This is a genomic window from Burkholderia sp. FL-7-2-10-S1-D7, from assembly GCF_001524185.1.
Taxonomy (GTDB): domain Bacteria; phylum Pseudomonadota; class Gammaproteobacteria; order Burkholderiales; family Burkholderiaceae; genus Burkholderia; species Burkholderia diffusa.
This window is the reverse complement of sequence record NZ_LOWY01000028.1, coordinates 90,836-116,528: the sequence shown is the minus strand read 5'-3', so window position 1 is coordinate 116,528 and position 25,693 is coordinate 90,836. Positions and strand designations below refer to the sequence as shown.

The following is a 25,693-nucleotide window of genomic DNA, read 5'->3' as shown; positions in this document are numbered from 1 at the left end:
CGAGCCGCCCGCAAGGCGGGCGGCGATGGGTGGGCGCAGCGGCCGGCTGCGGCCCCGAATCGACCGACGATTTTACCCGGGCGGCCGCTCGCACGCCCGGCGGAGAAAAAAGTCGACGGCGCGCAGAGCCCCTACGGCAGCGGGCCTGCGATCTGAAGGGCGATTCAAAATTACTTTTTGTTATAGCTTTGCGGTTTTATAGTGTTGACGATCTATAAAACCCTGCTAGAATCCGCTCACATTGGTTGCAGGGTAAAAGGCTTCGAGCCGCCAATCACCGATCTTTGACGCAGCGCGTCACCGTCCGCCGAAACCTGCACGGCGTATTCGACGGCCTTTGTCGTAGTCCTAGCCAGCGCCACCAGACGCTGGTTTTTTGCGTGAGTGCCACCGCGTATGCCCGCCTCGCCCAATGTGCGAAGGTGCTGGCCCTCTTACACCGTGGCCTCGAACGGTACTTATACCGTTTCCCCGATGCCTGCGCGTCCCAACCAAGGCGTGCGGCGTCGTGATTCCGCGGCGCGTTTTCTGTCTCGCCATCGAGCTGAGCGAGCCGCACGAGTCATGTTCATGGGAGATGATCTGAATGAACGCTTGGTTATCGTGGCGTCCTAGTGAGCAGCATGCACAAATCGTGCGCAACATGCTGCGTCGCGGGACGCGTGTCAGTCACCATCTATTCAGCGTTGTCGGCTGTCTCGCTGTCGCGGTCGCGCTTGCCCTGTGGTTGCTGCCGACCGTGCGCGGGAATCTCGCCGCGAAGCTGATGCCGATCGTATCCGCGGCCGTGCAGGCCGGTCCGGCCCGTCTGCTGACCGGCCATCCGCTGCCGAACTTCGCGCCCGCTGGCGCGCAGCCGCAGCAGGAAGACGCCCCCGAAACGGATGCGCTCGCCGTCGGTCTCGACGTCACGTCGGAAACCGCCGCGCAGAACGATGCGTCCGATCCGGCCCGTAGCGGCCCGTCGCCCGTCGCGCTGGCGAAACTGATCCCGACCCAGCGGGTCCCGGCCGATGCGCGCGACGATCGTGCGCTCGCGTCGAACCGCGAACAGGCGCTCGTCGCCACTTACCTGTCGCGCCGTTACCGCGTCGCGCAGGAGCCGCTCGGCCAGCTCGTCAAGGCTGCGTTCCAGACCGGCCGCGACGTCGGCCTCGATCCGCTGCTGCTGCTGTCCGTGATGGCGATCGAATCGGGCTTCAACCCGTACGCGGAAAGCGGTGTCGGCGCGCAAGGCCTGATGCAGGTCATGTCGAAGGTTCATTCCGACAAGTTCGAGTATTTCGGCGGCACGGACACCGCGCTGCAACCGCTCGCGAACCTGCAGGTCGGCGCGCTCGTGCTGAAGGACTGCATCGCCCGCGGCGGCTCGCTCGCGAACGGCCTGCGTCTGTACAACGGCTCGACCAACCCGGACGACACCGCGTACGGCTCGAAGGTCATGGCCGAGCGCAACCGCCTGCGCGACGTCGCGCATGGCCGCAGCGTGCCGGTCAATGCGCCGCAGGCGCCGGCCCAGCCGTCGAAGCCGATCGTGACCGCGGCCGTGACGGTAGCAGCCGGTGGGGCCAAGCGCCTGCATGCGACGCTCGACGGCGCGCAGCCGATCACCGCGAAGACTGCCGCGCCGAAGGGCGCACCGCAGCAGGACGACGCAAGCGTCGATACCGTGAAGCAGTCGCACGGCGATCACTCGGAACTCGGCGCGTAACGTCCAGCGGTTCCGGCCAGACTCCAGCAAAAAGGCACCCGATTCGGGTGCCTTTTTCTTTTTTGTGCGGGGCAACGGCCGGTGTGCCGGCCGGGAAAGCGGATCGGCGAATCGGCGGTCAGTGCTGGCCGAACAGTGCCGCGAGCCGCTCGACGGCCTCTTCGAGGCGCGAGTAGGCGGTCGCATAGGACAGCCGGATATAGTCGCGCGGCGCATGCACGCCGAAATCCATGCCCGGCACCAGCACGACGCCCGCATCGTGCAGCATCGCGTGCGTGAGCGCCGCGCTGTCGCCGGCCGCCGGATGGGCGACGCCGCCGCAGTGCGCATAGACGTAGAACGCGCCGTCCGGCATCACGGGCACCGTGAAGCCGAGCTTCTCGAGCGCTGGCGCGATGAAATCGCGGCGACGCTTGAATTCGAGGCGGCGCGCCTCGTAGATGTCGAGTGCCGCCGGTTCGAAGCATGCGAGCGCCGCGTGCTGCGCGAGCGCGGACGGACAGATGAACAGGTTCTGCGACAGCTTTTCGAAGGTGCCGACGAGCGTGGGCGGCACGACGAGCCAGCCGAGCCGCCAGCCGGTCATGCTGAAGTACTTCGAGAAGCTGTTCACGGTGACGACATCGTCGCCGAACGACAGCGCCGACACGGGCGCCGCGTCGTAGCCGAGCCCCTGGTAGATTTCGTCGACGATCGTGAAGCCGCCGCGTGCGCGCACGGCTTCGACGATCCGTTTCAGCTCGTCCGGCTCGAGCGACGTGCCGGTCGGGTTCGACGGCGACGCGAGCAGCACGCCGCGCGTGTGGCTGCCCCAGCGCGTGCGGACGTCGTCCGCGGTGAGCTGGAAGCGCGCTTCCGGGCCGCTCGGCACGAGCACCGGCCGACCTTCGGCCGCCGCGACGAAATGCCGGTTGCACGGATACGACGGGTCGGGCATCAGCACCTCGTCGTCACGGCCGACGAGCGCGAGGCACGCGAGCAGCAGGGCGGCGGAGGCGCCGGCCGTCACGACGATCCGCTCGGGGCTGATCGTGAGGCCGTAGGCGCGCGCATAGTGCGCGGCGATCGCTTCACGCAGCGGCGCGATGCCGAGCGCGCTCGTGTACTGCGTGACGCCGCGGCGCAACGCGGCCGCGGCCGCCTCGACGACGGGCTCCGGTGCGGTGAAATCCGGTTCGCCGATGCCCATGTGGATAACATCGCGCCCGGAGGACTCGAGCCGCTGTGCCTCCTTCATCAGTTCCATCACGTAGAAGGGCTGGATCGCGTCGACGCGTGCGGCGAGCGTGACGAGCGAATCGGCGGTGGTATTCATCGGTCGGGCGGGGCGGGGGAGAGAATGAAAAACGGGCGCTTGCGCGCCCGTGGACAAACAAACGGAATCAGCCGTTGCGGCGCGCCTGCGTTTCGGCGGGGCGCAGCTTCGCGGCGAGCTTGTCGAGCACGCCGTTGACGTACTTGTAGCCGTCGGAGCCGCCGAACGTCTTCGCGAGTTCGACCGCTTCGTTGATGATCACGCGGTACGGCGTTTCGACATGGTGCGTGAGCTCGAACGTCGCGATCAGCAGCACCGCGCGTTCGACCGGCGACAACTGGTCGATCGGGCGGTCGAGCGACGGCGTCAGCGCTTCGACGAGCGTCGCGTGCTCGCGGATCACGCCGTGCAGGATTGCTTCGAGCAGCTCCTTGTCAGCCTTGTCGTAACCGAGCGCGCCGCGCAGCTGCGCGTCGATCTCGCCGGAGGCCGCGTTCGACAGCAGCCACTGATACAGGCCCTGCGTCGCCAGCTCGCGCGATTGTCGGCGGGCGCTCTTCTTCATGCGCGCTCCTCTTCGTCTTCTTCCTCTTCGTCGTCCTCGTCGTCGTCGCCGAGCTGGTCGAGTGCCATCGTCAGGTTGGCCATCTCGACCGCGACGCGCGCGGCGTCACGACCCTTTTCGGTCATGCGCGCGACGGCCTGCTCGTCGTTTTCGGTCGTCAGGACCGCGTTGGCGATCGGCAGGTTGAAGTCGAGGCCGATGCGGGTGATGCCCGCGCCGCTTTCGTTCGACACGAGTTCGAAGTGGTACGTCTCGCCGCGGATCACCGCGCCGAGCGCGATCAGCGCGTCGAACTGGCCGCTTTCCGCGAGCTTCTGCAGCGCGAGCGGGATTTCCAGCGCGCCGGGTACCGACACGAGCAGCACATCTTCACCGGAGACGCCGAGGCGCTCGAGTTCCTCGACGCACGCATCGGCGAGGCCGTTGCAGACGGGTTCGTTGAAGCGGGATTGCACGATGCCGATACGCAGGCCGTCGCCTTCGAGATTCGGTTGGTATTGTCCGATTTCCATGATCTGGTCCGTGGTGTGGATGAACGGTTATAGGGCGAAAGCGTCGTGGCGGGTTACGCGTGGGACGCCGGGCAGGACTTGGCTTCGCCGCCGGGCATCGGAATGAAGCCCGTGACTTCGAGGCCGTAGCCGGACATGCTGCCCAGCTTGCGCGGATTCGACAGCACCTGCATCTTGCTGACGCCGACATCGCGCAGGATCTGCGCGCCGATGCCGAACGTCTTGAAATCGACCGGCCGGCGCTTCAGCGCAGCGGCCTTTTCTTCCTCGTCGAACGCCTTGAAGACGTCGATCAGATGTTCCTTCGTGTCGCCGCAGTTGAGCAGCACGATCACGCCGAGGTCGCGTTCCGCGATCTCGCGCATCGCCGCGTCGAGCGTCCACGAGTGCGTCGAGATGCTCGTCTCGAGCAGATCGAGGACCGACAGCGGCTCGTGCACGCGCACTGGCGTATCGACGTCGGGCGACGGCGTGCCGCGCACCAGCGCGATGTGCGGCGAGCCGCTCGGCTGGTCGCGGTACAGCACCGCGCGGAACGTGCCGTGCGCGGTCTGCATCGTGCGCTCGGCGATCCGCTCGATGATCGATTCGGTGCGGCTGCGGTACTGGATCAGGTCGGCGATCGTGCCGATCTTCAGACCGTGTTCCTTCGCGAATTCGATCAGGTCGGGCAGGCGCGCCATCGTGCCGTCGTCCTTGATGATCTCGCAGATCACCGCGGCGGGTGTGAGCCCGGCGAGCGCGGTGAAGTCGCAGCCGGCCTCGGTGTGGCCGGCGCGCACGAGCACGCCGCCAGGCTGCGCCATGATCGGGAACACGTGCCCCGGCTGCACGATGTGCTCGGGGCGCACGTCGTGCGCGACCGCCGTGGCGATCGTGTGTGCGCGGTCGGCGGCCGAGATGCCGGTCGTGACGCCTTCGGCCGCTTCGATGCTGACCGTGAACGCGGTGCCGTACTGCGTGCCGTTGCGGTAGGTCATCAGCGGCAGGTGCAGCTGCTTGCAGCGTTCCTGCGTCAACGTCAGACAAACCAGGCCGCGGCCGTACTTGGCCATGAAGTTGATCGCTTCCGGCGTGACGAATTCGGCGGCGATCACGAGGTCGCCTTCGTTTTCGCGGTCTTCTTCGTCGACCAGGATCACCATCCGGCCGGCTTTCAACTCCGCGATGATGTCGAGCGTGGAGGCGAGCGTCATAAGGGGGCGAGAAAGAGGAAAGTGCGTATTTTACGCCAGCCGGGCCGCGTTTCGGCTGGCACCGGCTGCGCGCGGCCGGCGAGCGCGCCGGAAAGCGGCGCGACCGGCCGTCGGGCCGGGCCTGCCCGGGCCGTCGCGGCCCGCCCGAAGACGGGCCACCGCAGGCCGGCCGGGCCCCGGCCGTGCGTCACGCGTGTTCGTTACGGCCGCCGAGGTAATCGAGCTTGCCAAGTTCGACACCGCTGTGGCGCAGGATGTCGTACGCGGTCGTCACGTGGAAGAAGAAGTTGGGCAGCACGAAGTTCAGCAGATACGACTGGCCGGTGAACTCGATCGGGCCGACGCGCATCTTGAGCACGACCTGGCGCGCTTCGGTGCCATCGATCTGCGCGGCGTCGAAGCCTTTCAGATAGTCGATCGTCTTCTGGATGCGCGCGTGCAGTTCGTCGAACGTCTGCTCGACGTCGGGATAGCTCGGGATGTCGACACCGGCGAGCCGCGCGGCGCAGCCCTTGGCCGTGTCGGTCGCGATATACACCTGGCGGACGAGCGGCAGCATGTCCGGATAGAGGCGTGCGCCGATGAACACCGACGGGTCGATCTGCTTCTCGGCCGCATGCGCCTGCGCCTTGCCGAGGATGTGCTGCAGGTTGGTGAGGCCGCGGATCAGGACGGGCAGCGAAGCCTGGTACATCGAGATGGACATGGGACGACTCCTGGAGGAAAAGGGGGCAGCCGGTACGCGGCGCACCGTGCGCCGCGGCGCCGAAACCGCTGCCGTTGCATCTTAGCGCGACGGGATGTCCCGTGCGCGTCGTTGGCCATCCGGTCAGGTGCCGGGCCGCACCACCGGCCGCCATTTACCATCCAGGGGGCGGAACAGTCTGGTCAGTCCTGATGCACGCCCTGCGATGCCGACATCATCCGCTCCACATACCGCGCAATCATGTCGATTTCGAGATTGACCTTGTCGCCGGCCTTCACGTGACGCAGTGTCGTGACCTCGACAGTATGCGGGATCAGGTTGATCGAGAACTCGCAGCCGTCGGCGCGATCGTCGACCGTGTTGACGGTCAGGCTCACACCGTTGACCGTGATCGAGCCCTTGTACGCGAGATAGCGGCCGAGTTCGCGCGGCGCGACGATCCGCAGCTCGTGCGATTCGCCGACCGGCGCGAAGCGCGTCACGGTGCCGAGGCCGTCGACGTGGCCCGACACGATATGCCCGCCGAGGCGGTCGTGCGCGCGCAGCGCCTTCTCGAGGTTCACTTCGCCGGGCTGCGCGAGACCGACCGTGCGGTTCAGGCTTTCGCGCGACACGTCGACGTCGAAACCGGTGTCGGTCTTTTCGATGACCGTCATGCACGCGCCCTGGATCGCGATGCTGTCGCCGAGTGCGACATCGGCCAGGTCGAGCCCGCCGGCCTGCACGGTCAGCCGCACGCCCGCCTCGGGCGACGCGCCGAGCGGGTTGATCGCTTCGATGCGGCCGACGGCCGCGACAATTCCGGTAAACATCCTGACGGCTCCGTTCAAAGAGTGGCGGGGGGCGGCGCGACACGCGCCAGGATTCGCAGATCGTCGCCGATCCGCTCGACGCTGTGGAACGCGAGCCGCGTGCGGGCGTCGAGGCTCGCCGGCGCGGCGAGGTCGAACATGGCGGCCGCGTCGCTGCCGAGCAGGCTCGGCGCGAGATAGACCAGCAGCTCGTCGACGCACTGCTCGCGCAGCAGCGAGCCGTTCAGCTTGTGGCCGGCCTCGACGTGCAACTCGTTGACGCCGCGCCCGCCGAGCGCCGCCAGCATCGCGGGCAGGTCGACCTTGCCGTACGCATTCGCGAGCGGCACGATTTCCGCGCCGCGCGACTTCAGCACGTTCGCGCGCACTTCGCCGGCGGCATCGAGCCGGCCGCAGAAGATCAGCAGCGGCGCGCCTTCGAGCAGGCGCGCATCGAGCGGCAGGTCGAGGCGGCTGTCGACCAGCACGCGCTGCGGCTGGCGCGGCGTGTCGATGCCGCGAACGGTCAAGAGCGGGTTGTCCTCGCGCACGGTGCCGATCCCGGTGAGGATCGCGCACGCGCGCGCGCGCCAGGCGTGGCCATCGAGGCGCGCGGCCTCGCCGGTGATCCACTGGCTTTCGCCGGACGGCAGCGCGGTGCGTGCATCGAGCGACGCGGCCGTCTTCATCCGCACCCATGGGCGGCCGCGCGTCATCCGCGACACGAAGCCGATGTTCAGTTCACCCGCTTCGTTCGCGAGCAGCCCGCAGCGCACGTCGATGCCCGCGTCGCGCAGCATCCCGAGGCCGCGCCCCGACACCTGCGGATTCGGGTCTTCCATCGCCGCGACGACCTTCGCGACGCGCGCGTCGATCAGCGCGTTCGCGCACGGCGGCGTGCGGCCGAAGTGGCTGCACGGCTCGAGCGTCACGTACACGGTGGAGCCGGCGACGTCATGGCCGCGCGCACGCGCGTCCTTCAGCGCCTGCACTTCCGCGTGGTCCTGGCCGGCCGGCTGCGTGAAGCCTTCGCCGATCACGTTGCCGTCCTTGACGATAACGCAGCCGACGCGCGGGTTCGGCGCGGTCGTATACATGCCGCGCGCCGCGAGCGTCAGCGCGCGCTGCATGTGGGCGAAATCGGTATCCGAGAACATGCGTGCGGACCCGGGTCAGGCAGCGAGGGCTGCGAATGCGCGGCGTGCGGCCGCGAGCGTCGCGTCGATCACCGCGTCGTCGTGCGTGCTCGACACGAAGCCGGCCTCGTACGCGGACGGCGCGAAATACACACCCTCGTCGAGCATCAGGTGGAAGAAGCGGTTGAAGCGCTCGGTGTCGCTCTTCGTGACTTCCGCGAAGCTGGTCGGCACACGCTCCGCGAAGTAGAGGCCGAACATCGCGCCGATCGAGTCGGCCGCGAACGGCACGCCGGCCGCGCGCGCTTCGGCCGCGAGGCCGTCGGCGAGGCGTTTCGTCTGCGCAGTGAGCGCATCGTAGAAGCCGGGCGCCTGGATCAGCTGCAGCGTCTTCAGGCCCGCGGCGACAGCGATCGGGTTGCCCGACAGCGTGCCGGCCTGGTAGACGCCGCCGAGCGGCGCGAGGTGGGCCATGATGTCGCGGCGCCCGCCGAACGCGGCGGCCGGCATCCCGCCGCCAATCACCTTGCCGAGGCAGGTGAGGTCGGCCGCGATCCCGTAGTACGCCTGCGCGCCGCCGAGCGCGACGCGGAAGCCGCACATCACTTCGTCGAAGATCAGCACGGCGCCGTGCTTCGTGCACAGGGCGCGCAGCGCGTTCAGGAATTCGGGCGTGCCGCGCACGAGGTTCATGTTGCCCGCGACGGGCTCGACGATCACCGCGGCGATCTCGTCGCCGAACGCGCCGAACGCTTCTTCAAGCGCGGCGACGTTGTTGTATTCGAGGACGGTCGTGTGTTTCGCGATGTCGGCGGGCACGCCGGCCGACGTCGGGTTGCCGAACGTCAGCAGGCCGGAGCCGGCCTTGACCAGCAGGCTGTCCGCGTGGCCGTGATAGCAACCCTCGAACTTGACGATGCGGCTGCGGCCCGTGAAGCCGCGCGCGAGACGCAGCGCGCTCATCGTGGCCTCGGTGCCACTCGATACCATCCGCACCTGCTCGATCGACGGGACGAGCTTGCAGATTTCCTCGGCGATTTCGATTTCCGCTTCGGTCGGCGCGCCGAACGAGAAGCCGTCGGCGAGCACGTTCTGCACGGCCGACAGCACTTCCGGATGAACGTGGCCGACGATCATCGGGCCCCATGAGCCGATGTAGTCGATGTACTGCTTGCCGTCGGCATCCCAGAAGTACGGGCCCTGCGCGCGCGAGACGAAACGCGGCGTGCCGCCGACCGAACGGAAGGCGCGCACCGGCGAGTTGACGCCGCCGGGAATGGTCTTCTGGGCGCGTTCGAAGAGGATCTGATTGTTGGACATGTGCGAAACCTGCGAGAGAAGGGCGCGGGGGGGCCTGTGCACGGGCCGCGGCGCCTGAGCGGAACGATCGTCTGATTGTACCGGAGACGCGCATGACGGGCCCGCCGGGCGGTCTGCGGCCTTTCGGCGCGCGCGCGACCGGCCGGCGCGCACGGCCTGCGTCCGATCCGACCCGTTTACCGCGGCGGCTTGCGCTTGCCGGTCAGTTCGGCCCAGCGCTTCTCGAGCGGGCCTTCGACCATCGGCTTGATCGACGTGCCGGAGGACTGCGCGTCCCAGGTCTGCACCGAGTATGGATGGACGCGCAGCGCGTCGCGCGGGATCACGACGTCCTGGTGGGCGTCGACCAGCCAGTCGTAGACGAAATCGATGCACAGCCGGTAGCCGCGCTTCGTCGCCGGGTCGGGCACCTCGTACGGCGCGCGCGTCACGTAGCCCGAGCCGAACACGCCCTTCGGCTCCTTCGCGACGCGGTGCAGGAACACACGATCGCCCGGCAGGATGCCGCGCGCGAAGCCGCAGCCCCACACGTCATGCACGGCCTCGCCGGCCTTCACGCGGGCGGCGACGTCGGGCAGCTCGGGCCACGGCCATTTCTTGGGGCTCCAGATCAGCAGGAAAGCGGTCATCGGTTCGGTCGTGCGTCGATTGGGTCGGACAAGAAGTGCGGGGAGCCGCAAGCTTAATCGAATCCGCGCGCGGCCTCGTGCGACATCGGCCGCACGGCGCTTTCCGGCCGCGCGCTGGACCCGGCCGCCGGCACGCGAAAAAGTTGCGCGTACAATCATGGGCCTGAGCGCCGTCCGCGGCGCGGCCCCCGTCTTCACCGCCACGCGCGCCCCGATGCGCGCGGGCCCCCATTCCGGATACCCATGTCCCACGTCGTTCGGCGCCGGCCCGATGCCCGGCTGATCCTGTTGCTTGGCGCGCTCGCCGCTTGCGGGCCGATCGCCACTGACATGTACCTGCCGAGCCTGCCGTCGATCGCCGATGGCTTTTCCGTGAGTCCCGGCGCCGCGCAGCGCACGTTGACGAGCTTCATGGCCGGCTTCTCGATCGGCATGCTGCTGTACGGTCCGATGTCCGACACGTGGGGCCGCCGGCCCGTGCTGCTCGGTGGCATCGCGCTGTTCACGCTCGCGAGCGTCGGCTGCTTCGTGTCGAACTCGATCGACATGCTGATCCTCGTGCGGTTCCTGCAGGCGCTCGGCGCCGGCGCGGCGTCGGTGCTGTCGCGTGCGATCGCGCGCGATGCGCACGAGCCGACCGATGCGGCGAAGGTGCTGTCGATGGTTGCGATCGTCACTGCGGTCGGGCCGCTGCTCGCGCCGCTGATCGGTGGGCAGATCCTGCGCTTCTCGGGCTGGCGCGGCGTGTTCGTCGTGCTCGCCGTGTTCGGCGCGGTGTGCGCGGCGACCGCGTACCTGCGCGTGCCGGAAACCTGGCCGAAGGAGCGGCGCAAGAGCGCGGCCGTGCTCGCGTCGTTCGCATCGTACGGGCGCATCCTGTCCGATCCGGTCGCGTGGGGGCACATGCTGTGCGGCGGGATGGCGTTCGCGTCGATGTTCTCGTACATCACCGCGACGCCGTTCGTGTACATCGAGTATTTCCACGTGTCGCCGCAGCACTACGGGCTGCTGTTCGGCCTGAACGTCGTCGGGATCATGATCGGCAACTTCGCGAACACGCGGCTCGTCGGCCGCATCGGCTCGCTGCGCATCATCTCGGCCGCGTCGCTCGTGAGTTGCATCGCGTCGCTGGCGGTCGCGCTCGTCGCGCTGACCGGGTGGGGTGGGTTGTGGTCGATCGTCGTGTGCCTGTTCTTCGTGGTCGGCGTGGTCGGGATCCTGTCCGCGAACTGCACGACCGACCTCATGCATCGCTATCCGCACAACGCGGGCGCGTCGGCGGCCGTGTTCGGCGCGATGCAGCTCGCGCTCGGCGCGATCGCGAGCGTCGCGATCGGCGCACTCGCGGACGGCACGCCGTTCGCGATGGGCGTGACGATCGGCGTCACCGGCCTGCTGTGTTTCGTCGGCCGCTCCCTCGTGCTGCGCTGGCATGGCCGGCCGGCGAAAGCGGGCGCCTGAGCCGGCGCGGCAGCTTCCGTCGCGGCATGAAAAAACGCCACCGCGCGATGCGTCGGTGGCGTTTTTTTTCGGGCGGGCGGAAAGCGGCCGCCGTGCCGTGCCGTGCCGTGTCGGGCGTCAGTCCCGTGCGACGTCCTTCGCCGCCGGCGAGGCGCCGTGGCTCAGCCAGTCGAGCACGTCGGCCGTCTCGTCGTCGCTCGCCCGTGCGCGCGCCTGCGCGACGGCCTCCGGCAGCTCGCCGTTGGTGGATGCGCGACGGATCGCGACGCCGACCGCGAGGATGTCGATCATCAGCAGATGCAGGATCCGCGAGATCATCGACAGCTGCGATTCGCGCATCTCGATGTGGTCGGTCTCGAGCGCGACGGTCGCACGCTTGGCGAGCGGCGTGTTGCTCGACGTGATCGCGATCACCTTCGCGCCGGCCTGCATCGCGACCTCGAGCACGCGCAGCAATTCCGGCGCGCGTCCCGATTTCGACACCGCGACGATCACGTCGCCCTTGCCGAGCAGCGCGGCCGATGCGGCCTGCATGTACAGGTCGCCGTACGCGATCGTCGGAATCCCGAAGCGGAAGAACTTGTAATGCGCGTCCTGCGCGACGATGTTCGAGTTGCCGAGCCCGTAGAACTCGATGCGGCGCGCGCCGTTCAGGATCTCGATCGCGTTCTCGACGTGCTCGAAGTTCAGGTGTTCGCGCAACTGCAGGATCGCGGACACCGTGTTGTCGAGCACCTTCGCGCCGAAGTCGGTGGCCGTGTCGCCGAGATGCACCTGGCTGTGGCTCATCGGAATCGTGCCGGTGAGGCCGGTCGCGAGTTTCAGCTTGAAATCCGACAGCCCCTGGCAGCCGAGCGAGCGGCAGAAGCGGATCACCGTCGGCTGGCTCACGTCCGCCTTGCGTGCGATGTCGACGATCGGGTCGTTGATGATCGAGCGCGGATGGTTCAGCGCGAGATCGGCGACGCGGCGCTCGGCCGGCGTCAGCGCGTCGCGCATCTGGCGGATCCGCTCGAACACGGCCGACGATGCGCCGCCCGACCGGTTCGACAACTGCTCCGCGAGGATCGCCGACACGCCCAGGAAGGCCGGGTATTCGGCGGTGATCAGGTAGGTCGGGATGTTGTGGAGATACTGCGTGAAGCGGCCCTTCGCCTCGAAGCGCGCGCGGAACGACGAGCGCGTGAAGAGGTCGCCGAGCTTCAGCGCGACGCCGCCGCCGATGTACACGCCGCCGAGCGCGCCGAGCGTCAGCGCGAGGCTGCCCGCGAACGAGCCTAGGATGCCGCAGAAGCATTCGACCGCCTCGAGCGCGAGATCGTCGCCCGCATGCGCGCGCTCGACGATCTCCGCCGTGTCGACGGTCGCGGCCACGCGCTTCTTGTCGCGCGCGGCGAGCGCGCGGTAGATGACCTCGATGCCCGGTCCCGCGCACACGCGTTCGAACGACACGTGCGGAAACTTCTTGCGCGCGTACTGCAGCACGAGATCCTCGCGCTCGTCCTGCGGCGCGAACGAAGCGTGACCGCCTTCGCTGCCGAGCGCGATCCAGCGGTCGTCCGCGGGAATCAGGCCGGAGACGCCGAGCCCGGTGCCGGGCCCGAGCAGCCCGATCACGCTGTTCTGGCGGCGCGCGCCGCCACCGATCTGCACGCGCTGCGCATCGGTCAGGCCCGGCAGCGCCATCGCGAGCGCGGTGAAGTCGTTCACGACGAGCAGCGTGTCGAAGCCGAGCGCGCGGCGCGTGGCTTCGATCGAGAAGCTCCAGTCGTGATTGGTCATCGTGACCTGGTCGCCGTCGACCGGGTTCGCGATCGCGATCGCCGCGTGGTTCACGCGGCTGATCTTCACGTCCTTCAGATACTTGCGGATCGCGTCGGTGAGCGTCGGATAGTCGGCGCCGGGGTAGACGCGGATCTGCGTGATCTCGCCGGGGCCGGTTTCCAGCGCGAAACGCGCGTTGGTGCCGCCGACGTCCGCGAGCAGGCGCGGGCCGTCGGCATGCTGGCCCGCGACGACGGCCTTACTTTGCGCACCAGTAGACATCGAGCTTGGTCCCCTTGTCGTTGGCCAGTTGGGAAATCGCGTTCTTCTGCAGCGATGCGGCTGCTGCGTCGAGCACCGCGCGTTTGCGTTCGCCCGCGATCAGCAGGAATAGCCGGTCGACGCGCTTGAGCGCATCGAGCGAGAAGCTCACACGCGCATGCGGCGCGGCGCCGGGATGCACGGCGACGAAGCGCTCGGGCGTCGTGATCGCGCGATCCCATTCGGGCGCATCGGCGAAGATCGACGCGGTGTGGCCGTCCTCGCCCATGCCGAGCACGGCGACGGTCGGCACGCGGTAGTCGGCGTTCGCGTTGAGTGCGGCGACGTGCGCGTCGAGCGCCGCGCGCGTGTCGACGAGCGGCAGGAAGCGGGCAGGGGCCGCCGCGTGCTGCAGCAGCGTGTCGCGCACGAGCTGCGCGTTGCTGGCCGCGTCGTCTTCCGGCACCCAGCGGTCGTCGACCAGCGTGACGTCGACGCCGGCCCAGTCGAGCGCCGCGTGCGACAGCGTTTGCAGGAACGGGCGCGGGCTCGTGCCGCCGGACACCGCGAGCGTCGGGCGCGCGGGGCCGCCGAGCGCGGCGCGCAGCGCATCGCCGACGGCGCGCGCGAGCGCTTCGCTTTGCGCTTCCTGGGTGTCGAAAGCGTGGATCTCGATCACATCTCCTCCGGACTGCTTTGTCTGTTCAATTCGTGCGAATCATGGGGCACGTTGCCGCGTGTACACGGCAACGGTTTTCATCAGTTTTCTTCTTCGAGCCAGCAGGTGCCGTGCTGCGCAAGCATCGCGCTCGCCGCGGCCGGCCCCCACGTGCCTGCAGCATACGGCTTCGGCGGCTTCAGCGAGCGGGCCCATTCGTTCAGGATCGGCTCGACCCAGCGCCACGCGGCTTCCTGTTCGTCGCGACGCACGAACAGGGCGAGGCGGCCGTTGATCACGTCGAGCAAGAGGCGCTGATACGCCTCCATCTGCCCTTCCTTGAAGAAACGGTCGAACGCGAGGTCGAGGTGCACGCTCGCGAGGTTCATCCCTTCGCCGGGCTGCTTTGCGAGGCAGTACAGGCGAATCGTCTCGTTCGGCTGCAGCCGGATCACGAGGCGGTTCGAGCCGGCGCGCAGCGCGGTCGGCCCGAGGGCCGAGTGCGGCACCGGCCGGAAGTTGACGACGATCTCCGCGACGCGATCGGCGAGACGCTTGCCGGTGCGCAGGAAGAACGGCACGCCGGCCCAGCGCCAGTTCTCGATCTCGACTTTCAGCGCGACGAAGGTTTCGGTCTGGCTGTCCGGCTTCACGCCAGGCTCGGTCGCGTAGGCCGGCACCTGCGCGCCCTTGATCACGCCCGCATGATACTGGCCGTGCACCGCGACCTTGCCGATGTCGCGCGAATCGACGGGCTTCAGCGCGCGCAGCACGCGCAGCTTTTCGTCGCGCACCGAGTCGGAGTCCATCGAATGCGGCGGCTCCATGGCGACGATCGACAGCAGCTGCAGCAGGTGGTTCTGCACCATGTCGCGCAGCGCGCCCGTATTGTCGTAGAAATCGCCGCGCGCCTCGACGCCGAGCTCCTCGGCGATCGTGATCTGGATGCTCTCGACCCATTCGCGGCGCCACAGCGGCTCGAACAGCGCGTTACCGAAGCGCAGCGCGAGCAGGTTCTGCACCGGCTCCTTCCCGAGATAGTGGTCGATCCGGTAGATCTGGTCTTCCGCGAAGATCTCGCCGACCGCGTCGTTGATCGCGTTCGACGAGCGCAGGTCGTAGCCGAGCGGCTTCTCGAGCACGATGCGCGCGCCTTCGTTCAGGCCGACCGACGCGAGCGCCTTGCAGATCGGCACGAACAGCGACGGCCCCGTCGCGAGATAGAACACGCGGATGCCGGGAAGCTGCGCGACCGCGTCGCGCAGCACGACGTAGTCCTCCGCGCGACCGAGGTCGAGCTTTACGTATTCGATGCGTTCGAGGAAGGATTTCCACGCGGTTTCGTCGAAGGCCTTGCCGGCGGCCTTCGCCGCGTGCGGCTTCACGTGCGTGTCGACCCATTCGAGATAGCCGGCCCGATCCGATTCGTGCCGTGCGACGGCAACGATCCGGCCGCTTTCCGCGAGCATGTTGCCGCGGTGCGCTTCGAACAGCGCGGGCAGGATCTTGCGCATCGACAGGTCGCCGGTGCCGCCGAAAAGTACGAAGGTAAAGCTGGAATCGGTATGCATGTGTCTCCGCCGGTTGGGGTGCTGGGAAGCGATCCGTAGTGCGATAAAAATATTTTTGACACTGAATTGTAGTTTAACTACAATCCGCCGCAAGGGGTAGCTCCTGGGCGAAGAAAAAAAGAAGTGCGGTCGATGAACTGCGCGAGCTTCGCCTTCGGGAACGCCTTGTGCCGAATGTTATCGGACATTGACGGTGCGCATCGTCCGCGCGCCGTCGCCCCCGGGCTCGCGCCGTGGCATCGCGGCGGGCCAGAAACACAAAGAGGAGACACGCCGTTGAATCTCGATTCACGCTTTCTGTAAGAGCCCGGCCGGTCATCGGCCCGTACGCTGCATGCGTCCCGCGGCTCGATTTCCCCGTCGTTTATCAAGAAGCCGGTTCCCCGTCAGGGAACCTCACGAGTTGATTCAGTCTGGAGGAGATAAGTAATGAAAGTTCGCTCGATCATGGGTGCGCTCTGCGCCGCGGGTCTGATGGCTGGCGCCGTGGCGGCGCAGGCGGCCGAGAACGTAACCGTGCTGCACTGGTGGACCTCGGGCGGCGAGTCGAAGGCCGTCGGCGTGCTGAAGGACGACTTGCAGAAGCAGGGCTACGTGTGGAAGGACTTCGCGGTCGCGGGCGGCGCCGGCGCCGCGGCGATGACCGCGCTGAAGACCAAGGTGATCAGCGGTGACGCACCGTCGGCCGCGCAGATCAAGGGCCCGCTGATCCAGGACTGGGCCGACCAGGGCGTGCTCGTCAACATCGATTCCGCCGCCGGCGACTGGAAGCAGAACCTGCCGCCGGAAATCGACAAGATCATCAAGTACAAGGGCCACACCGTCGCGGCGCCGTTCTCGGTGCACCGCGTGAACTGGCTCTATATCAACAAGGCCGCGCTCGACAAGGTCGGCGCGAAGGTGCCGACCACCTGGCCTGAATTCTTCGCGGTCGCCGACAAGCTGAAGGCCGCGGGCATCCAGCCGGTCGCGATGGGCGGCCAGCCGTGGCAGGACCTGACGCTGTGGGAAGACGTCGTGCTGTCGCAGGGCCCGGCGTTCTACAAGAAGGCGCTGGTGGATCTCGACCAGGCGACGCTGACGTCGCCGCAGATGCTGTCCGTGTTCGACACGGTGCGCAAGATCCAGGGCTACTTCGATACCGGCCGTAACGGCCGCGACTGGAACCTCGCGACCGCGATGGTCATCAACGGCAAGGCCGGCATGCAGTTCATGGGCGACTGGGCGAAGGGCGAGTTCGAGAACGCGGGCAAGAAGGCGGGCAAGGACTACATCTGCGCGGCGGTGCCGGGTACGGCGAATTCGTACACGTTCAACGTCGACTCGTTCGTGTTCTTCCAGCAGAAGGGCCAGAAGGATGCGACGCCGGGCCAGCTCTCCCTCGCGAAGACGATCATGACGCCGGCCTTCCAGGAGCAGTTCAGCCTGCTGAAGGGTTCGGTGCCGGTGCGTCTCGGCGTGAAGATGGACAAGTTCGACGACTGCGCGAAGAAGTCATACGCCGACGAGCAGACCGCGATCAAGTCGGGCGGCTTCGTGCCGTCGCTCGCGCACGGGATGGCGCAGGGCGACGCGACGGCCGGCGCGATCACCGACGTCGTGACGAAGTTCATGAACTCGCAGCAGGATTCGAAGAGCGCGGTCGCCGCGCTCGCGAAAGCCGCGAAGGTGAAGTAAAACGCGATAGGCGCCCGGCCCGAAGCAATTCGTCGGCCGGGCGTTTTTGCAAGTGCAGCAAACGGGCTCGCCCGCGAGGCCCGTGTCGTACCCGGCGCCGGCCCGGCCTGCGTCACCCTCGTTCCAGGAGTCGAATCAAGTGGCTGCCCCTCTTAGCGGAAACGGATCCGGCGCTGCCGCCGCACGGCGCACGTCGCCGATGTCGGCCTTCGCCGATCGCTGGATCCCGAAGCTCGTGCTCGCGCCGAGCCTCGCGATCGCCGTGGTGTTCATCTACGGCTTCATTCTGATTACCGGCTATCTGTCGCTGACCAACTCGCGGCTGTTGCCGAACTACGAATTCGACGGCTTCGGCCGTTACACGGACCTGTTCCAGAACGACGTGTGGTGGACCTCCGCCGCGAACCTCGGCTGGTTCGGGATTCCGTTCATCGCGATCTGCGTCGCGCTCGGGCTGTTCCTCGCGATCCTGCTCGACCAGCGGATCCGCAACGAAGGCGCGCTGCGCGCGATCTTCCTGTATCCGATGGCGCTGTCGTTCATCGTCACGGGTACCGCATGGCAGTGGATCCTGAACCCGGGCCTCGGCCTGGAGAAGGTGATGCACGACTGGGGCTGGACGAGCTTCTCGTTCGGCTGGCTCGACGATCCGGACAAGGCGATCTTCTGTATCGTGATCGCCGCCGTGTGGCAGTCGACCGGCTTCGTGATGGCACTGTTCCTCGCCGGGTTGCGCGGCGTCGACGCCGAGATCTTCAAGGCCGCGCAGGTCGACGGCGCGACGCTGCCGACCATCTACCGCAAGATCGTTATTCCGAGCATGCGCCCGGTGTTCTTCTCGGTGCTGCTGATTCTCTGCCACATCACGATCAAGACCTTCGATCTGGTGGTCGCGTTGACGGCGGGCGGCCCCGGCACGTCGTCGTCGCTGCCGGCCATGTTCATGTACACGTTTTCGTTCAACCGCGGCCAGCTCGGGCTCGGCGCGGCGTCGTCGGTGATGATGCTCGCGACCGTGGTCGCCGTGCTGGTGCCGCTGATGTATATGGAATCGAGGAGCACCCGTAATGCAGCCTAAGATGACGATCAGCCGGGCGGTGATCTATGCGGCGCTGATCCTGTTCGCGCTGTATTTCCTGTTCCCGATCTACGTGATGCTGTCGACGTCCTTCAAGGATCTCGACCAGCTGCGCACCGGCAACCTGCTGACGCCGCCCACCAGCTGGACCATCGACCCGTGGGTGAAGGCGTGGAGCGGCGCGTGTACCGGCGTGCGCTGCGACGGCATGAAGCCGTTCTTCCTGAATTCGCTGCAGATGGTGATCCCGGCCGTGCTGATCTCGTCGCTGATCGGCGCGTTCAACGGCTACGTGCTCACGCACTGGCGCTTTCGCGGCGCGGATGCGCTGTTCACGATGATGCTGGTCGGCTGCTTCATCCCGTTCCAGGTGATCCTGCTGCCGATGGCGCGCCTGCAGGGGATGCTCGGCCTCGCCAACACGATTCCGGGCCTCGTGTTCGTGCACGTCGTGTACGGCATCGCGTTCACGACGATGTTCTTCCGCAACTTCTACGTGAGCGTGCCGGCCGAGCTCGTGAAGGCCGCGCGCATCGACGGCGCGGGCTTCTTCACGATCTTCACGAAGATCCTGCTGCCGGTGTCGCTGCCGATCTTCATGGTGTGCCTGATCTGGCAGTTCACGCAGATCTGGAACGACTTCCTGTTCGGGATCGTGTTCTCCGGCGTCGATTCGATGCCGATCACGGTTGCGCTGAACAACCTCGTCAACACGTCGACGGGCGTGAAGGAATACAACGTCGACATGGCCGGCGCGATCATCGCCGCGCTGCCGACGCTGCTCGTCTACGTGGTCGCCGGCCGCTACTTCGTGCGCGGGCTGACGGCGGGCGCGGTGAAGGGGTAAGCGCGGTTTCATCCGGAACGACGAACCGGCCGCGCACGACGCGCGGCGCATCGAAACGAACCCGACGCGGCGCCGCAGCGCGCCGCGCGAGACGAGACAGAGGATTCACAGCATGGCAAGCCTTTCCATCCGTGACGTGTACAAGACCTACCCGAACGGGGTGCCGGTCCTGAAGGGTGTCGACATCGAGATCGAGGACGGACAGTTCCTGATCCTGGTCGGCGGGTCGGGCTGCGGGAAGTCGACGCTGCTCAACATGATTGCCGGGCTCGAAACCGTGACGAGCGGCGAGATCTGCATCGACGGCAAGGTCGTCAACGACCTGTCGCCGAAGGATCGCGACATCGCGATGGTGTTCCAGTCGTACGCGCTGTATCCGTCGATGACGGTGCGCGAGAACATCTCGTTCGGCCTGAACATCCGCAAGGTGCCGAAGAGCGAGCAGCAGCAGATCGTCGAGCGCGTGTCGGCGATGCTGCAGATCCAGCATCTGCTTGACCGCAAGCCGGGCCAGCTGTCGGGCGGCCAGCGCCAGCGCGTCGCGATGGGCCGTGCGCTCGCACGCGATCCGTCGCTGTTCCTGTTCGACGAACCGCTGTCGAACCTCGACGCGAAGCTGCGCATCGAGATGCGTGCGGAAATCAAGCTGCTGCACCAGCGCCTCGGCACGACGATCGTCTACGTGACGCACGACCAGATCGAGGCGATGACGCTCGGCGACCGGATCGCGGTGATGAAGGACGGCGTGGTCCAGCAGTTCGGCGCGCCGCAGGAGATCTACGATTCGCCGTCGAACCTGTTCGTCGCGGGCTTCATCGGCGCGCCGCCGATGAACTTCATCAACGGCAAGCTGGTCGAGCAGGGCAGCGGGATTGCGCTCGAGATCGACACGGGCCTCGCGCGCAGCGCGCTGAACCTGCCGTTCGATGCGAAGCGAATGAACGGCCACGTCGGCCGCGAGGTGATCCTCGGCCTGCGCCCGGAGCGCATCACCGACGCGCGCAACGCGCACCACGGCGAGACGTCGCAGCTGCAGCCGATCGACGTGCGCGTCGACGTGACGGAGCCGACCGGGCCGGACACGCACGTGTTCGCGCAGGTCAACGGCAAGCGGATCGTGAGCCGCGTGCATCCGGCCGCGAATCCGCAGCCGGGGCAGACGCAGTCGCTGCTGTTCGACGTGTCGAAGGCGGTGCTGTTCGATCCGGCGTCGGAAGAGCGGATCGCGTGAGGACGCGTATGCGCTGAACGAAAGTAAAGGGGCCGTCTTGAACGGCCCCTTTTTGTTCCGGCGTGCCGGCCAGGCACGGCAGTGCGACGCGGCGGCACGGCGGCGTCAGTGCGGCAATCTCACGTCGAACTTGAACGTCGCGAGCCGTGCGACGAGGATGAAGCCGGTCGCGAGCAACACGCTGTACACCGAGTCGAACTGCAGCCACACGAGCAGCAGGTAGAACCAGCAACCGACGAACGCGCAGGTTGCATACGGCCGCGAATCGCGCAGGATCAGCGGGATGTCGTTGCACAGCACGTCGCGGACGATCCCGCCCACCACGCCGGTAATCACGCCCATCATCACCGCGATGAAGCGCGGCATCTCGGCATCGAGCGCGATCGCCGTGCCCGAGATACTGAAGATGCCGAGCCCGATCGCATCGGCGACGAGCAGCAACCGCTCGGCCGACAGCCGCGACAGCATGCGCAGCACGAACGGCGCGAACAGCGCGAGCACGAAGATCGCGATCACGTAGTCGTCGTGCACGACCCAGTAGAACGGCCGGCGCTCGAGCAGGATGTCGCGCAGCGTGCCGCCGCCGAACGCGGTGGCGAGCGCGACGACGAACGTGCCGACCGAGTCGAGGCGGTTCTTGCGTGCCTCGATGAAGCCCGAGATCGCAAAGGCCAGCGTGGCGATTGCCTCCAGTATCGCGATCGCGAGCGTCAGCCTAGGATGCGGCACGCGGCCCCCGGTCGCCCGGCGCCGCGAACGGCTGCAGCAGCACCAGCACCGCGCCCGCGCCGCCGTCGTGGCCGCGCGCCTCGCAGAATGCGATCACTTCTTCCTTCTGCACGAGCCACGCACGGACCTTGCCCTTCAGCACGGGCTCCTTGCCGATCGAGCCGAGCCCCTTGCCGTGGATCACGCGCAGGCAGCGCAGCCCTTTCTTGCCGGCTTCGCGGATGAATTCGGCGAGCGCATCGCGCGCTTCGTCGCGCCGCATGCCGTGCAGGTCGATCTGCGCCTGCACGATCCACGCGCCGCTCCTCAGCTTGCGGACGACGTCGCGGCTGATGCCGGGGCGGTGGTAATACAGCGAGTCGTCGCTGTCGAGCAGCGTCTCGGGATCGAATTCGTCGGACAGCGTCGCGTTCAGCACGGCTTCCTCGTCGCGCTGCGTCTGCTTCGGCACCGGATCGGGCGGCGTGCGTCCGGCCGCCGCGCGCGGCGGTGCGTTCAGCGGCCGGACGGCGCCGATCTCGTTGCGGAACAGGTTCGCGTCGGCTTCCGCCTTGCGCTCGGCCTTGGCCGCTTCGATGCGCTCGCGGTCGCGCCGATCGGCTTCGCCTTGCAGCGACTTGCGCAGTGCGCCGAGGCCCGCGAGCCCCTGGCCGCGCAACGCGGCGGGATCGGGCGCGGGCGGCGGCGCGGCGGGCGCGGGGTTCGAGGGACGGGCGGCGATCTGCCGCTTCGCGGGATCGCTCGGATGGGGCTGGTTCTTTGCCATGATTCGGTAACAGGGCAGGCGCGTTCGGGCGCGCGGACAGAAAAAAGCCGCTGCGCGGCGGCAGCGGCTTTCCGGTCGAGCCCGCTTCGCGGCAGCGGACGCCATTGTAGCGCCCGCCGCGGCAAGGCCCGCAGCTTACTTCTTGTCGTGCAGGCTTTCGAGGTAGCGCTGCGCGTCGAGCGCGGCCATGCAGCCCGTGCCCGCGCTGGTGATCGCCTGGCGGTACACGTTGTCCTGCACGTCGCCCGCGGCGAACACGCCCGGCACGCTCGTCGACGTCGCGTTGCCGTGCAGGCCGCTCTTCGTCAGGATGTAGCCGTCCTTCATCTCCAGCTGGCCCTGGAACAGGTCGGTGTTCGGCTTGTGGCCGATCGCGACGAACACGCCCTGGACCTGCAGGTCTTCCGTCGCGCCGGTCTTCACGTTCTTGATGCGCAGGCCCGTGACGCCCGACTCCTCGCCCGTCACCTCGTCGAGCACGTGATCCCACTTGATGTCGACGACGCCTTCCTTTTGCTTCTCCAGCAGGCGGTCGATCAGGATCGGCTCGGCGCGGAACTTGTCGCGGCGGTGGATCACCGTGACCTTCTTCGCGATGCCCGTCAGGTAGAGCGCTTCCTCGACGGCCGTGTTGCCGCCGCCGATCACCGCGACTTCCTGGTTGCGATAGAAGAAGCCGTCGCAGGTCGCGCAGGCCGACACGCCCTTGCCCATGAACGCTTCCTCGGAAGCCAGGCCGAGATACTGCGCGGACGCGCCGGTCGCGATGATCAGCGAGTCGCACGTGTATTCGCCCGAGTCGCCGATCAGCCGGATCGGCTTTTCGTGCAGTTTCGCGGTGTGGATGTGGTCGAATACGATTTCGGTATTGAAGCGCTCGGCATGCTCCTGGAAGCGCGCCATCAGTTCCGGGCCTTGCACGCCCTTCGCGTCCGCCGGCCAGTTTTCGACGTCGGTCGTGGTCATCAGCTGGCCGCCCTGCGCGATGCCGGTGATCAGCACCGGGGACAGGTTGGCGCGTGCCGCGTAGACGGCAGCCGTGTAGCCGGCGGGGCCGGAACCGAGAATCAGGACTTTGGCGTGTTTGGGCGTGGACATGTGCGAATCCGTAAAAGGCGGCCGCGGCGGGTGGGGTAGGCCCGCCGTACGGTCCGGGTTGACCGGGATGCCGTCGTAGATGGGTATCAGACGCGCATTATAAAGGCCTCGTTGCTGCGCTGCCGAACGAGAGTTTCAATCGTGGCGATAGCGTTTCGCGGCGCGCCTCCCGGGCCGGCGCGGCGGGCCGGGCGGCGGCGCGATGTCGCAGGCCCCGGCAAGGGCGCGTCCGTCCGGCTTGCGGTCGCTTGAGGCGCCCGGTTTGGCACCCCGTCCCTGTTATGTAACCGTCATTTACACTTGACGCCCCGATGCAGCGTTTACAATAAGCGCGATCGAACGACAGGCGGGCGCGCGGCCCGTCCTCTTTATACGGATTCATGGCAAAAGCTCCTTATTCCGCCCAGGCACAGGCGTTGCCGCACCGGATGTCGAAGCTCCTCACGGAGATCCGCTGGATTCTCCAGGTCGCGCTCTGCGCTTTTCTGGTGATGGCCCTGTTGAGCTACAGCCGGCGCGATCCGAGCTGGACGCACGCCGCGCAGGTGGACCACATCTCGAACTGGGCCGGCCGTGTCGGCGCGTGGACGGCCGACATCATCCTGCTGCTGTTCGGCCTGTCGGCCTACTGGCTGATCGTGCCGCTCGGGCGGCGCATCGCGGTCAACTACCGGCGCATCACGCGTCACGAGCCAGTCGCCGACGAACCCGAGCGGCCGATCGGCTGGCTCACCGAGGTCTTCGCGTTCGTGCTCGTCGTGCTCGCGTGTGACGGTATCGAGGCGCTGAGGATGTGGTCGCTGAAGGTGCAACTGCCGCGCGCGCCGGGCGGCGTGATCGGCGAGGCCGTGGCGGGCGCGATGTCGCACGCGTTCGGTTTCACCGGCGGCACGCTGCTGCTCCTGATCCTGCTCGCGATCGGCCTGTCGCTGTATTTCCGCTTCTCGTGGCTGTCGGTCGCCGAGCGCGTCGGCGGCGCGATCCTGTCCGCCGTCAACGTCGCGAAGCTGCGCCGCGAGGCCGAACGCGACCGCAAGCTCGGCGAGGCCGCGGCCGTGCGCCGCGAGGGGAAGGTCGAAGAGGAGCGCGTGCGCATCGAGGATCACGAGCCGGTGACGATCGTGCCGCCGGTCGTCACGCCGGCGAAGTCCGAGCGCGTCGAGCGTGAGCGCCAGGTGCCGCTGTTCACCGACCTGCCGGGCGATTCGACGCTGCCGCCGGTGTCGCTGCTCGATCCCGCGCCGAAGACACAGGAAGCAATTTCCGCCGATACGCTCGAATTCACGTCGCGCCTGATCGAGAAGAAGCTGAAGGACTTCGGCGTCGAGGCGAGCGTCGTCGCCGCGTATCCGGGCCCGGTCGTCACGCGCTACGAGATCGAGCCGGCCACCGGTGTGAAGGGCAGCCAGATCGTCAACCTCGCGAAGGATCTTGCTCGCTCGCTGTCGCTCGTGTCGATCCGCGTGGTCGAGACGATCCCCGGCAAGAACTACATGGCGCTCGAGCTGCCGAACCAGCGCCGCCAGACGGTCCACCTGTCCGAGATCATCGGCTCGGAAGTCTATGCGGCCGCGTCGTCGGCGCTGACGCTGAGCCTCGGCAAGGACATCGGCGGCAAGCCGGTGTGCGCGGATCTCGCGAAGATGCCGCACTTGCTGGTCGCCGGCACGACCGGGTCCGGCAAGTCGGTCGGGATCAACGCGATGATCCTGTCGCTGCTCTACAAGGCCACCGCCGAGCAGGTGCGCCTGATCCTGATCGATCCGAAGATGCTCGAAATGAGTGTCTACGAGGGCATTCCGCACCTGCTGTGCCCGGTCGTCACCGACATGCGCCAGGCCGGCCATGCGCTGAACTGGACCGTCGCCGAGATGGAACGCCGCTACAAGCTGATGAGCAAGCTCGGCGTGCGCAACCTGGCGGGCTACAACAACAAGATCGACGAAGCGGCAAAGCGCGAGGAAAAGATCCCGAATCCGTTCAGCCTGACGCCGGACGATCCCGAGCCGCTCGGCCGCCTGCCGAACATCGTCGTCGTGATCGACGAGCTGGCCGACCTGATGATGGTCGTCGGCAAGAAGGTCGAGGAGCTGATCGCGCGCATCGCGCAGAAGGCGCGCGCGGCCGGCATCCACCTGATTCTCGCGACGCAGCGTCCGTCCGTCGACGTGATCACGGGCCTGATCAAGGCAAACGTGCCGACGCGGATCGCGTTCCAGGTGTCGTCGAAGATCGACTCGCGCACGATTCTCGACCAGATGGGCGCCGAATCGCTGCTCGGGATGGGCGACATGCTGTACCTGCCGCCGGGCTCCGGGCTGCCGGTGCGCGTGCACGGCGCGTTCGTCGCCGATGACGAAGTGCATCGCGTCGTCGAGAAGCTCAAGGAGCAGGGCGAGCCGAATTACGTCGAAGGGCTGCTCGAGGGCGGCACCGCCGACGGCGACGAGGGTTCGGCCGGCGCGGGAACCGGCGAAGGCGGCGGCGAGTCTGATCCGCTGTACGACCAGGCGGTCGAGATCGTCATCAAGAACCGCCGCGCGTCGATTTCGCTCGTTCAGCGCCATCTGCGGATCGGCTACAACCGCGCGGCGCGGCTGCTCGAACAGATGGAACAGTCGGGGCTCGTGTCGGCGATGTCGTCGAGCGGCAACCGCGAAATTCTTGTGCCGGCGCGCGACGCGGAATGAGTCCGCGGCGCACGCAGCGCCGGCCACCCAGGGAGAAAACC

At 67.5% G+C, this 25,693-nt stretch carries 22 protein-coding genes; 7 read left to right on the top strand and 15 right to left on the bottom strand.

The features are described from left to right. The first annotated feature begins 586 nt into the window (after positions 1-586). Positions 587-1,711 (top strand): lytic transglycosylase domain-containing protein, encoded by a 1,125-nt coding sequence (locus WS75_RS12940; RefSeq protein WP_059680805.1) that lies wholly within the window; start codon positions 587-589, stop codon positions 1,709-1,711. A gap of 118 nt (positions 1,712-1,829) precedes the next feature. On the opposite strand, the gene WS75_RS12935 is transcribed toward WS75_RS12940, so the two are convergent. The 9 genes from WS75_RS12935 to WS75_RS12895 all read right to left on the bottom strand — a co-directional run bounded on the left by WS75_RS12935 (position 1,830) and on the right by WS75_RS12895 (position 9,821). Further along, positions 1,830-3,026 (bottom strand): pyridoxal phosphate-dependent aminotransferase, encoded by a 1,197-nt coding sequence (locus WS75_RS12935; RefSeq protein WP_059680804.1) that lies wholly within the window; start codon positions 3,024-3,026, stop codon positions 1,830-1,832. A 67-nt stretch (positions 3,027-3,093) separates the two neighbouring features. Beyond that, positions 3,094-3,531: a transcription antitermination factor NusB gene (nusB, locus tag WS75_RS12930; RefSeq protein WP_059605377.1), complete on the bottom strand. Its 438-nt coding sequence runs from the start codon at positions 3,529-3,531 to the stop codon at positions 3,094-3,096. Next, on the bottom strand, positions 3,528-4,043 hold the full coding sequence (ribH, locus tag WS75_RS12925; protein WP_059680803.1) for a 6,7-dimethyl-8-ribityllumazine synthase: 516 nt from the start codon (positions 4,041-4,043) through the stop codon (positions 3,528-3,530). The genes nusB and ribH overlap by 4 nt, the downstream gene beginning before the upstream one ends. A 53-nt stretch (positions 4,044-4,096) precedes the next feature. Next, complete coding sequence (gene ribBA / locus WS75_RS12920; RefSeq protein ID WP_059680802.1) at positions 4,097-5,239, bottom strand: bifunctional 3,4-dihydroxy-2-butanone-4-phosphate synthase/GTP cyclohydrolase II; 1,143 nt, start codon at positions 5,237-5,239, stop codon at positions 4,097-4,099. Positions 5,240-5,426: 187 nt separating this feature from the next. Further along, entirely contained in the window at positions 5,427-5,945 is a 519-nt protein-coding gene (locus WS75_RS12915; RefSeq protein WP_059680801.1) for a DUF1993 domain-containing protein, read from the bottom strand. Positions 5,946-6,127: 182 nt separating this feature from the next. Next, complete coding sequence (locus WS75_RS12910) at positions 6,128-6,757, bottom strand: riboflavin synthase (protein ID WP_059680800.1); 630 nt, start codon at positions 6,755-6,757, stop codon at positions 6,128-6,130. Between the two features lie 14 nt (positions 6,758-6,771). Then, on the bottom strand, positions 6,772-7,893 hold the full coding sequence (ribD, locus tag WS75_RS12905) for a bifunctional diaminohydroxyphosphoribosylaminopyrimidine deaminase/5-amino-6-(5-phosphoribosylamino)uracil reductase RibD (RefSeq protein WP_059680799.1): 1,122 nt from the start codon (positions 7,891-7,893) through the stop codon (positions 6,772-6,774). Positions 7,894-7,908: 15 nt separating this feature from the next. After that, entirely contained in the window at positions 7,909-9,192 is a 1,284-nt protein-coding gene (gene hemL, locus WS75_RS12900) for a glutamate-1-semialdehyde 2,1-aminomutase (RefSeq protein ID WP_059680798.1), read from the bottom strand. A 176-nt stretch (positions 9,193-9,368) separates the two neighbouring features. Next, complete coding sequence (locus WS75_RS12895) at positions 9,369-9,821, bottom strand: hypothetical protein (protein WP_059448147.1); 453 nt, start codon at positions 9,819-9,821, stop codon at positions 9,369-9,371. A 243-nt stretch (positions 9,822-10,064) separates the two neighbouring features. On the opposite strand from WS75_RS12895, the gene WS75_RS12890 reads away from it, so the two are divergent. Further along, a complete protein-coding gene (locus WS75_RS12890; protein ID WP_059680797.1) occupies positions 10,065-11,282 on the top strand; it encodes a Bcr/CflA family multidrug efflux MFS transporter in 1,218 nt (405 codons plus the stop codon). A 117-nt stretch (positions 11,283-11,399) separates the two neighbouring features. Here WS75_RS12890 and WS75_RS12885 read toward each other — a convergent pair whose 3' ends face one another. From WS75_RS12885 to zwf, 3 genes are all read right to left on the bottom strand, one after another. Beyond that, entirely contained in the window at positions 11,400-13,328 is a 1,929-nt protein-coding gene (locus WS75_RS12885; protein ID WP_059680796.1) for a bifunctional transcriptional regulator/glucokinase, read from the bottom strand. Further along, positions 13,306-13,986, bottom strand: a complete 681-nt coding sequence (gene pgl / locus WS75_RS12880; protein WP_059605346.1) for a 6-phosphogluconolactonase — start codon at positions 13,984-13,986, stop codon at positions 13,306-13,308. The genes WS75_RS12885 and pgl overlap by 23 nt, the downstream gene beginning before the upstream one ends. Before the next feature lie 80 nt (positions 13,987-14,066). Beyond that, positions 14,067-15,536, bottom strand: coding sequence for a glucose-6-phosphate dehydrogenase (gene zwf / locus WS75_RS12875; protein ID WP_059680795.1), 1,470 nt, complete (start codon positions 15,534-15,536; stop codon positions 14,067-14,069). Between the two features lie 429 nt (positions 15,537-15,965). Between zwf and WS75_RS12870 the strand changes: the two genes are divergently transcribed. From WS75_RS12870 to WS75_RS12855, 4 genes are all read left to right on the top strand, one after another. Continuing rightward, on the top strand, positions 15,966-17,213 hold the full coding sequence (locus WS75_RS12870; RefSeq protein WP_059680794.1) for an ABC transporter substrate-binding protein: 1,248 nt from the start codon (positions 15,966-15,968) through the stop codon (positions 17,211-17,213). 139 nt (positions 17,214-17,352) lie between these two features. Further along, entirely contained in the window at positions 17,353-18,291 is a 939-nt protein-coding gene (locus WS75_RS12865; RefSeq protein ID WP_059509685.1) for a carbohydrate ABC transporter permease, read from the top strand. Next, complete coding sequence (locus WS75_RS12860; RefSeq protein WP_059680793.1) at positions 18,281-19,138, top strand: carbohydrate ABC transporter permease; 858 nt, start codon at positions 18,281-18,283, stop codon at positions 19,136-19,138. Before WS75_RS12865 ends, WS75_RS12860 begins: the two co-directional genes overlap by 11 nt. A gap of 112 nt (positions 19,139-19,250) precedes the next feature. Next, positions 19,251-20,369, top strand: a complete 1,119-nt coding sequence (locus WS75_RS12855) for an ABC transporter ATP-binding protein (protein ID WP_059680792.1) — start codon at positions 19,251-19,253, stop codon at positions 20,367-20,369. Positions 20,370-20,474: 105 nt separating this feature from the next. Here the strand turns inward: WS75_RS12855 and WS75_RS12850 are convergent, their stop codons facing one another. The 3 genes from WS75_RS12850 to trxB all read right to left on the bottom strand — a co-directional run bounded on the left by WS75_RS12850 (position 20,475) and on the right by trxB (position 22,962). Then, on the bottom strand, positions 20,475-21,098 hold the full coding sequence (locus WS75_RS12850) for a trimeric intracellular cation channel family protein (protein WP_059680791.1): 624 nt from the start codon (positions 21,096-21,098) through the stop codon (positions 20,475-20,477). Further along, entirely contained in the window at positions 21,085-21,864 is a 780-nt protein-coding gene (locus WS75_RS12845; RefSeq protein WP_059680790.1) for a Smr/MutS family protein, read from the bottom strand. The genes WS75_RS12850 and WS75_RS12845 overlap by 14 nt, the downstream gene beginning before the upstream one ends. Before the next feature lie 135 nt (positions 21,865-21,999). Beyond that, positions 22,000-22,962, bottom strand: coding sequence for a thioredoxin-disulfide reductase (gene trxB / locus WS75_RS12840; protein ID WP_059680789.1), 963 nt, complete (start codon positions 22,960-22,962; stop codon positions 22,000-22,002). A 380-nt stretch (positions 22,963-23,342) separates the two neighbouring features. Here trxB and WS75_RS12835 point away from each other — a divergent pair, with 380 nt between their 5' ends. Continuing rightward, a complete protein-coding gene (locus WS75_RS12835) occupies positions 23,343-25,652 on the top strand; it encodes a DNA translocase FtsK (RefSeq protein ID WP_059680788.1) in 2,310 nt (769 codons plus the stop codon). Positions 25,653-25,693: the final 41 nt, after the last annotated feature.

Excerpts from the sequence above, each read along its gene's own strand:
- WS75_RS12940 (WP_059680805.1), top strand. The coding sequence starts at position 587 with ATGAACGCTTGGTTATCGTGGCGTCCTAGTGAGCAGCATGCACAAATC.
- WS75_RS12935 (WP_059680804.1), bottom strand. The coding sequence starts at position 3,026 with ATGAATACCACCGCCGATTCGCTCGTCACGCTCGCCGCACGCGTCGAC.
- nusB (WP_059605377.1), bottom strand. The coding sequence starts at position 3,531 with ATGAAGAAGAGCGCCCGCCGACAATCGCGCGAGCTGGCGACGCAGGGC.
- ribH (WP_059680803.1), bottom strand. The coding sequence starts at position 4,043 with ATGGAAATCGGACAATACCAACCGAATCTCGAAGGCGACGGCCTGCGT.
- ribBA (WP_059680802.1), bottom strand. The coding sequence starts at position 5,239 with ATGACGCTCGCCTCCACGCTCGACATCATCGCGGAGTTGAAAGCCGGC.
- WS75_RS12915 (WP_059680801.1), bottom strand. The coding sequence starts at position 5,945 with ATGTCCATCTCGATGTACCAGGCTTCGCTGCCCGTCCTGATCCGCGGC.
- WS75_RS12910 (WP_059680800.1), bottom strand. The coding sequence starts at position 6,757 with ATGTTTACCGGAATTGTCGCGGCCGTCGGCCGCATCGAAGCGATCAAC.
- ribD (WP_059680799.1), bottom strand. The coding sequence starts at position 7,893 with ATGTTCTCGGATACCGATTTCGCCCACATGCAGCGCGCGCTGACGCTC.
- hemL (WP_059680798.1), bottom strand. The coding sequence starts at position 9,192 with ATGTCCAACAATCAGATCCTCTTCGAACGCGCCCAGAAGACCATTCCC.
- WS75_RS12895 (WP_059448147.1), bottom strand. The coding sequence starts at position 9,821 with ATGACCGCTTTCCTGCTGATCTGGAGCCCCAAGAAATGGCCGTGGCCC.
- WS75_RS12890 (WP_059680797.1), top strand. The coding sequence starts at position 10,065 with ATGTCCCACGTCGTTCGGCGCCGGCCCGATGCCCGGCTGATCCTGTTG.
- WS75_RS12885 (WP_059680796.1), bottom strand. The coding sequence starts at position 13,328 with ATGTCTACTGGTGCGCAAAGTAAGGCCGTCGTCGCGGGCCAGCATGCC.
- zwf (WP_059680795.1), bottom strand. The coding sequence starts at position 15,536 with ATGCATACCGATTCCAGCTTTACCTTCGTACTTTTCGGCGGCACCGGC.
- WS75_RS12870 (WP_059680794.1), top strand. The coding sequence starts at position 15,966 with ATGAAAGTTCGCTCGATCATGGGTGCGCTCTGCGCCGCGGGTCTGATG.
- WS75_RS12860 (WP_059680793.1), top strand. The coding sequence starts at position 18,281 with ATGCAGCCTAAGATGACGATCAGCCGGGCGGTGATCTATGCGGCGCTG.
- WS75_RS12855 (WP_059680792.1), top strand. The coding sequence starts at position 19,251 with ATGGCAAGCCTTTCCATCCGTGACGTGTACAAGACCTACCCGAACGGG.
- WS75_RS12845 (WP_059680790.1), bottom strand. The coding sequence starts at position 21,864 with ATGGCAAAGAACCAGCCCCATCCGAGCGATCCCGCGAAGCGGCAGATC.
- trxB (WP_059680789.1), bottom strand. The coding sequence starts at position 22,962 with ATGTCCACGCCCAAACACGCCAAAGTCCTGATTCTCGGTTCCGGCCCC.
- WS75_RS12835 (WP_059680788.1), top strand. The coding sequence starts at position 23,343 with ATGGCAAAAGCTCCTTATTCCGCCCAGGCACAGGCGTTGCCGCACCGG.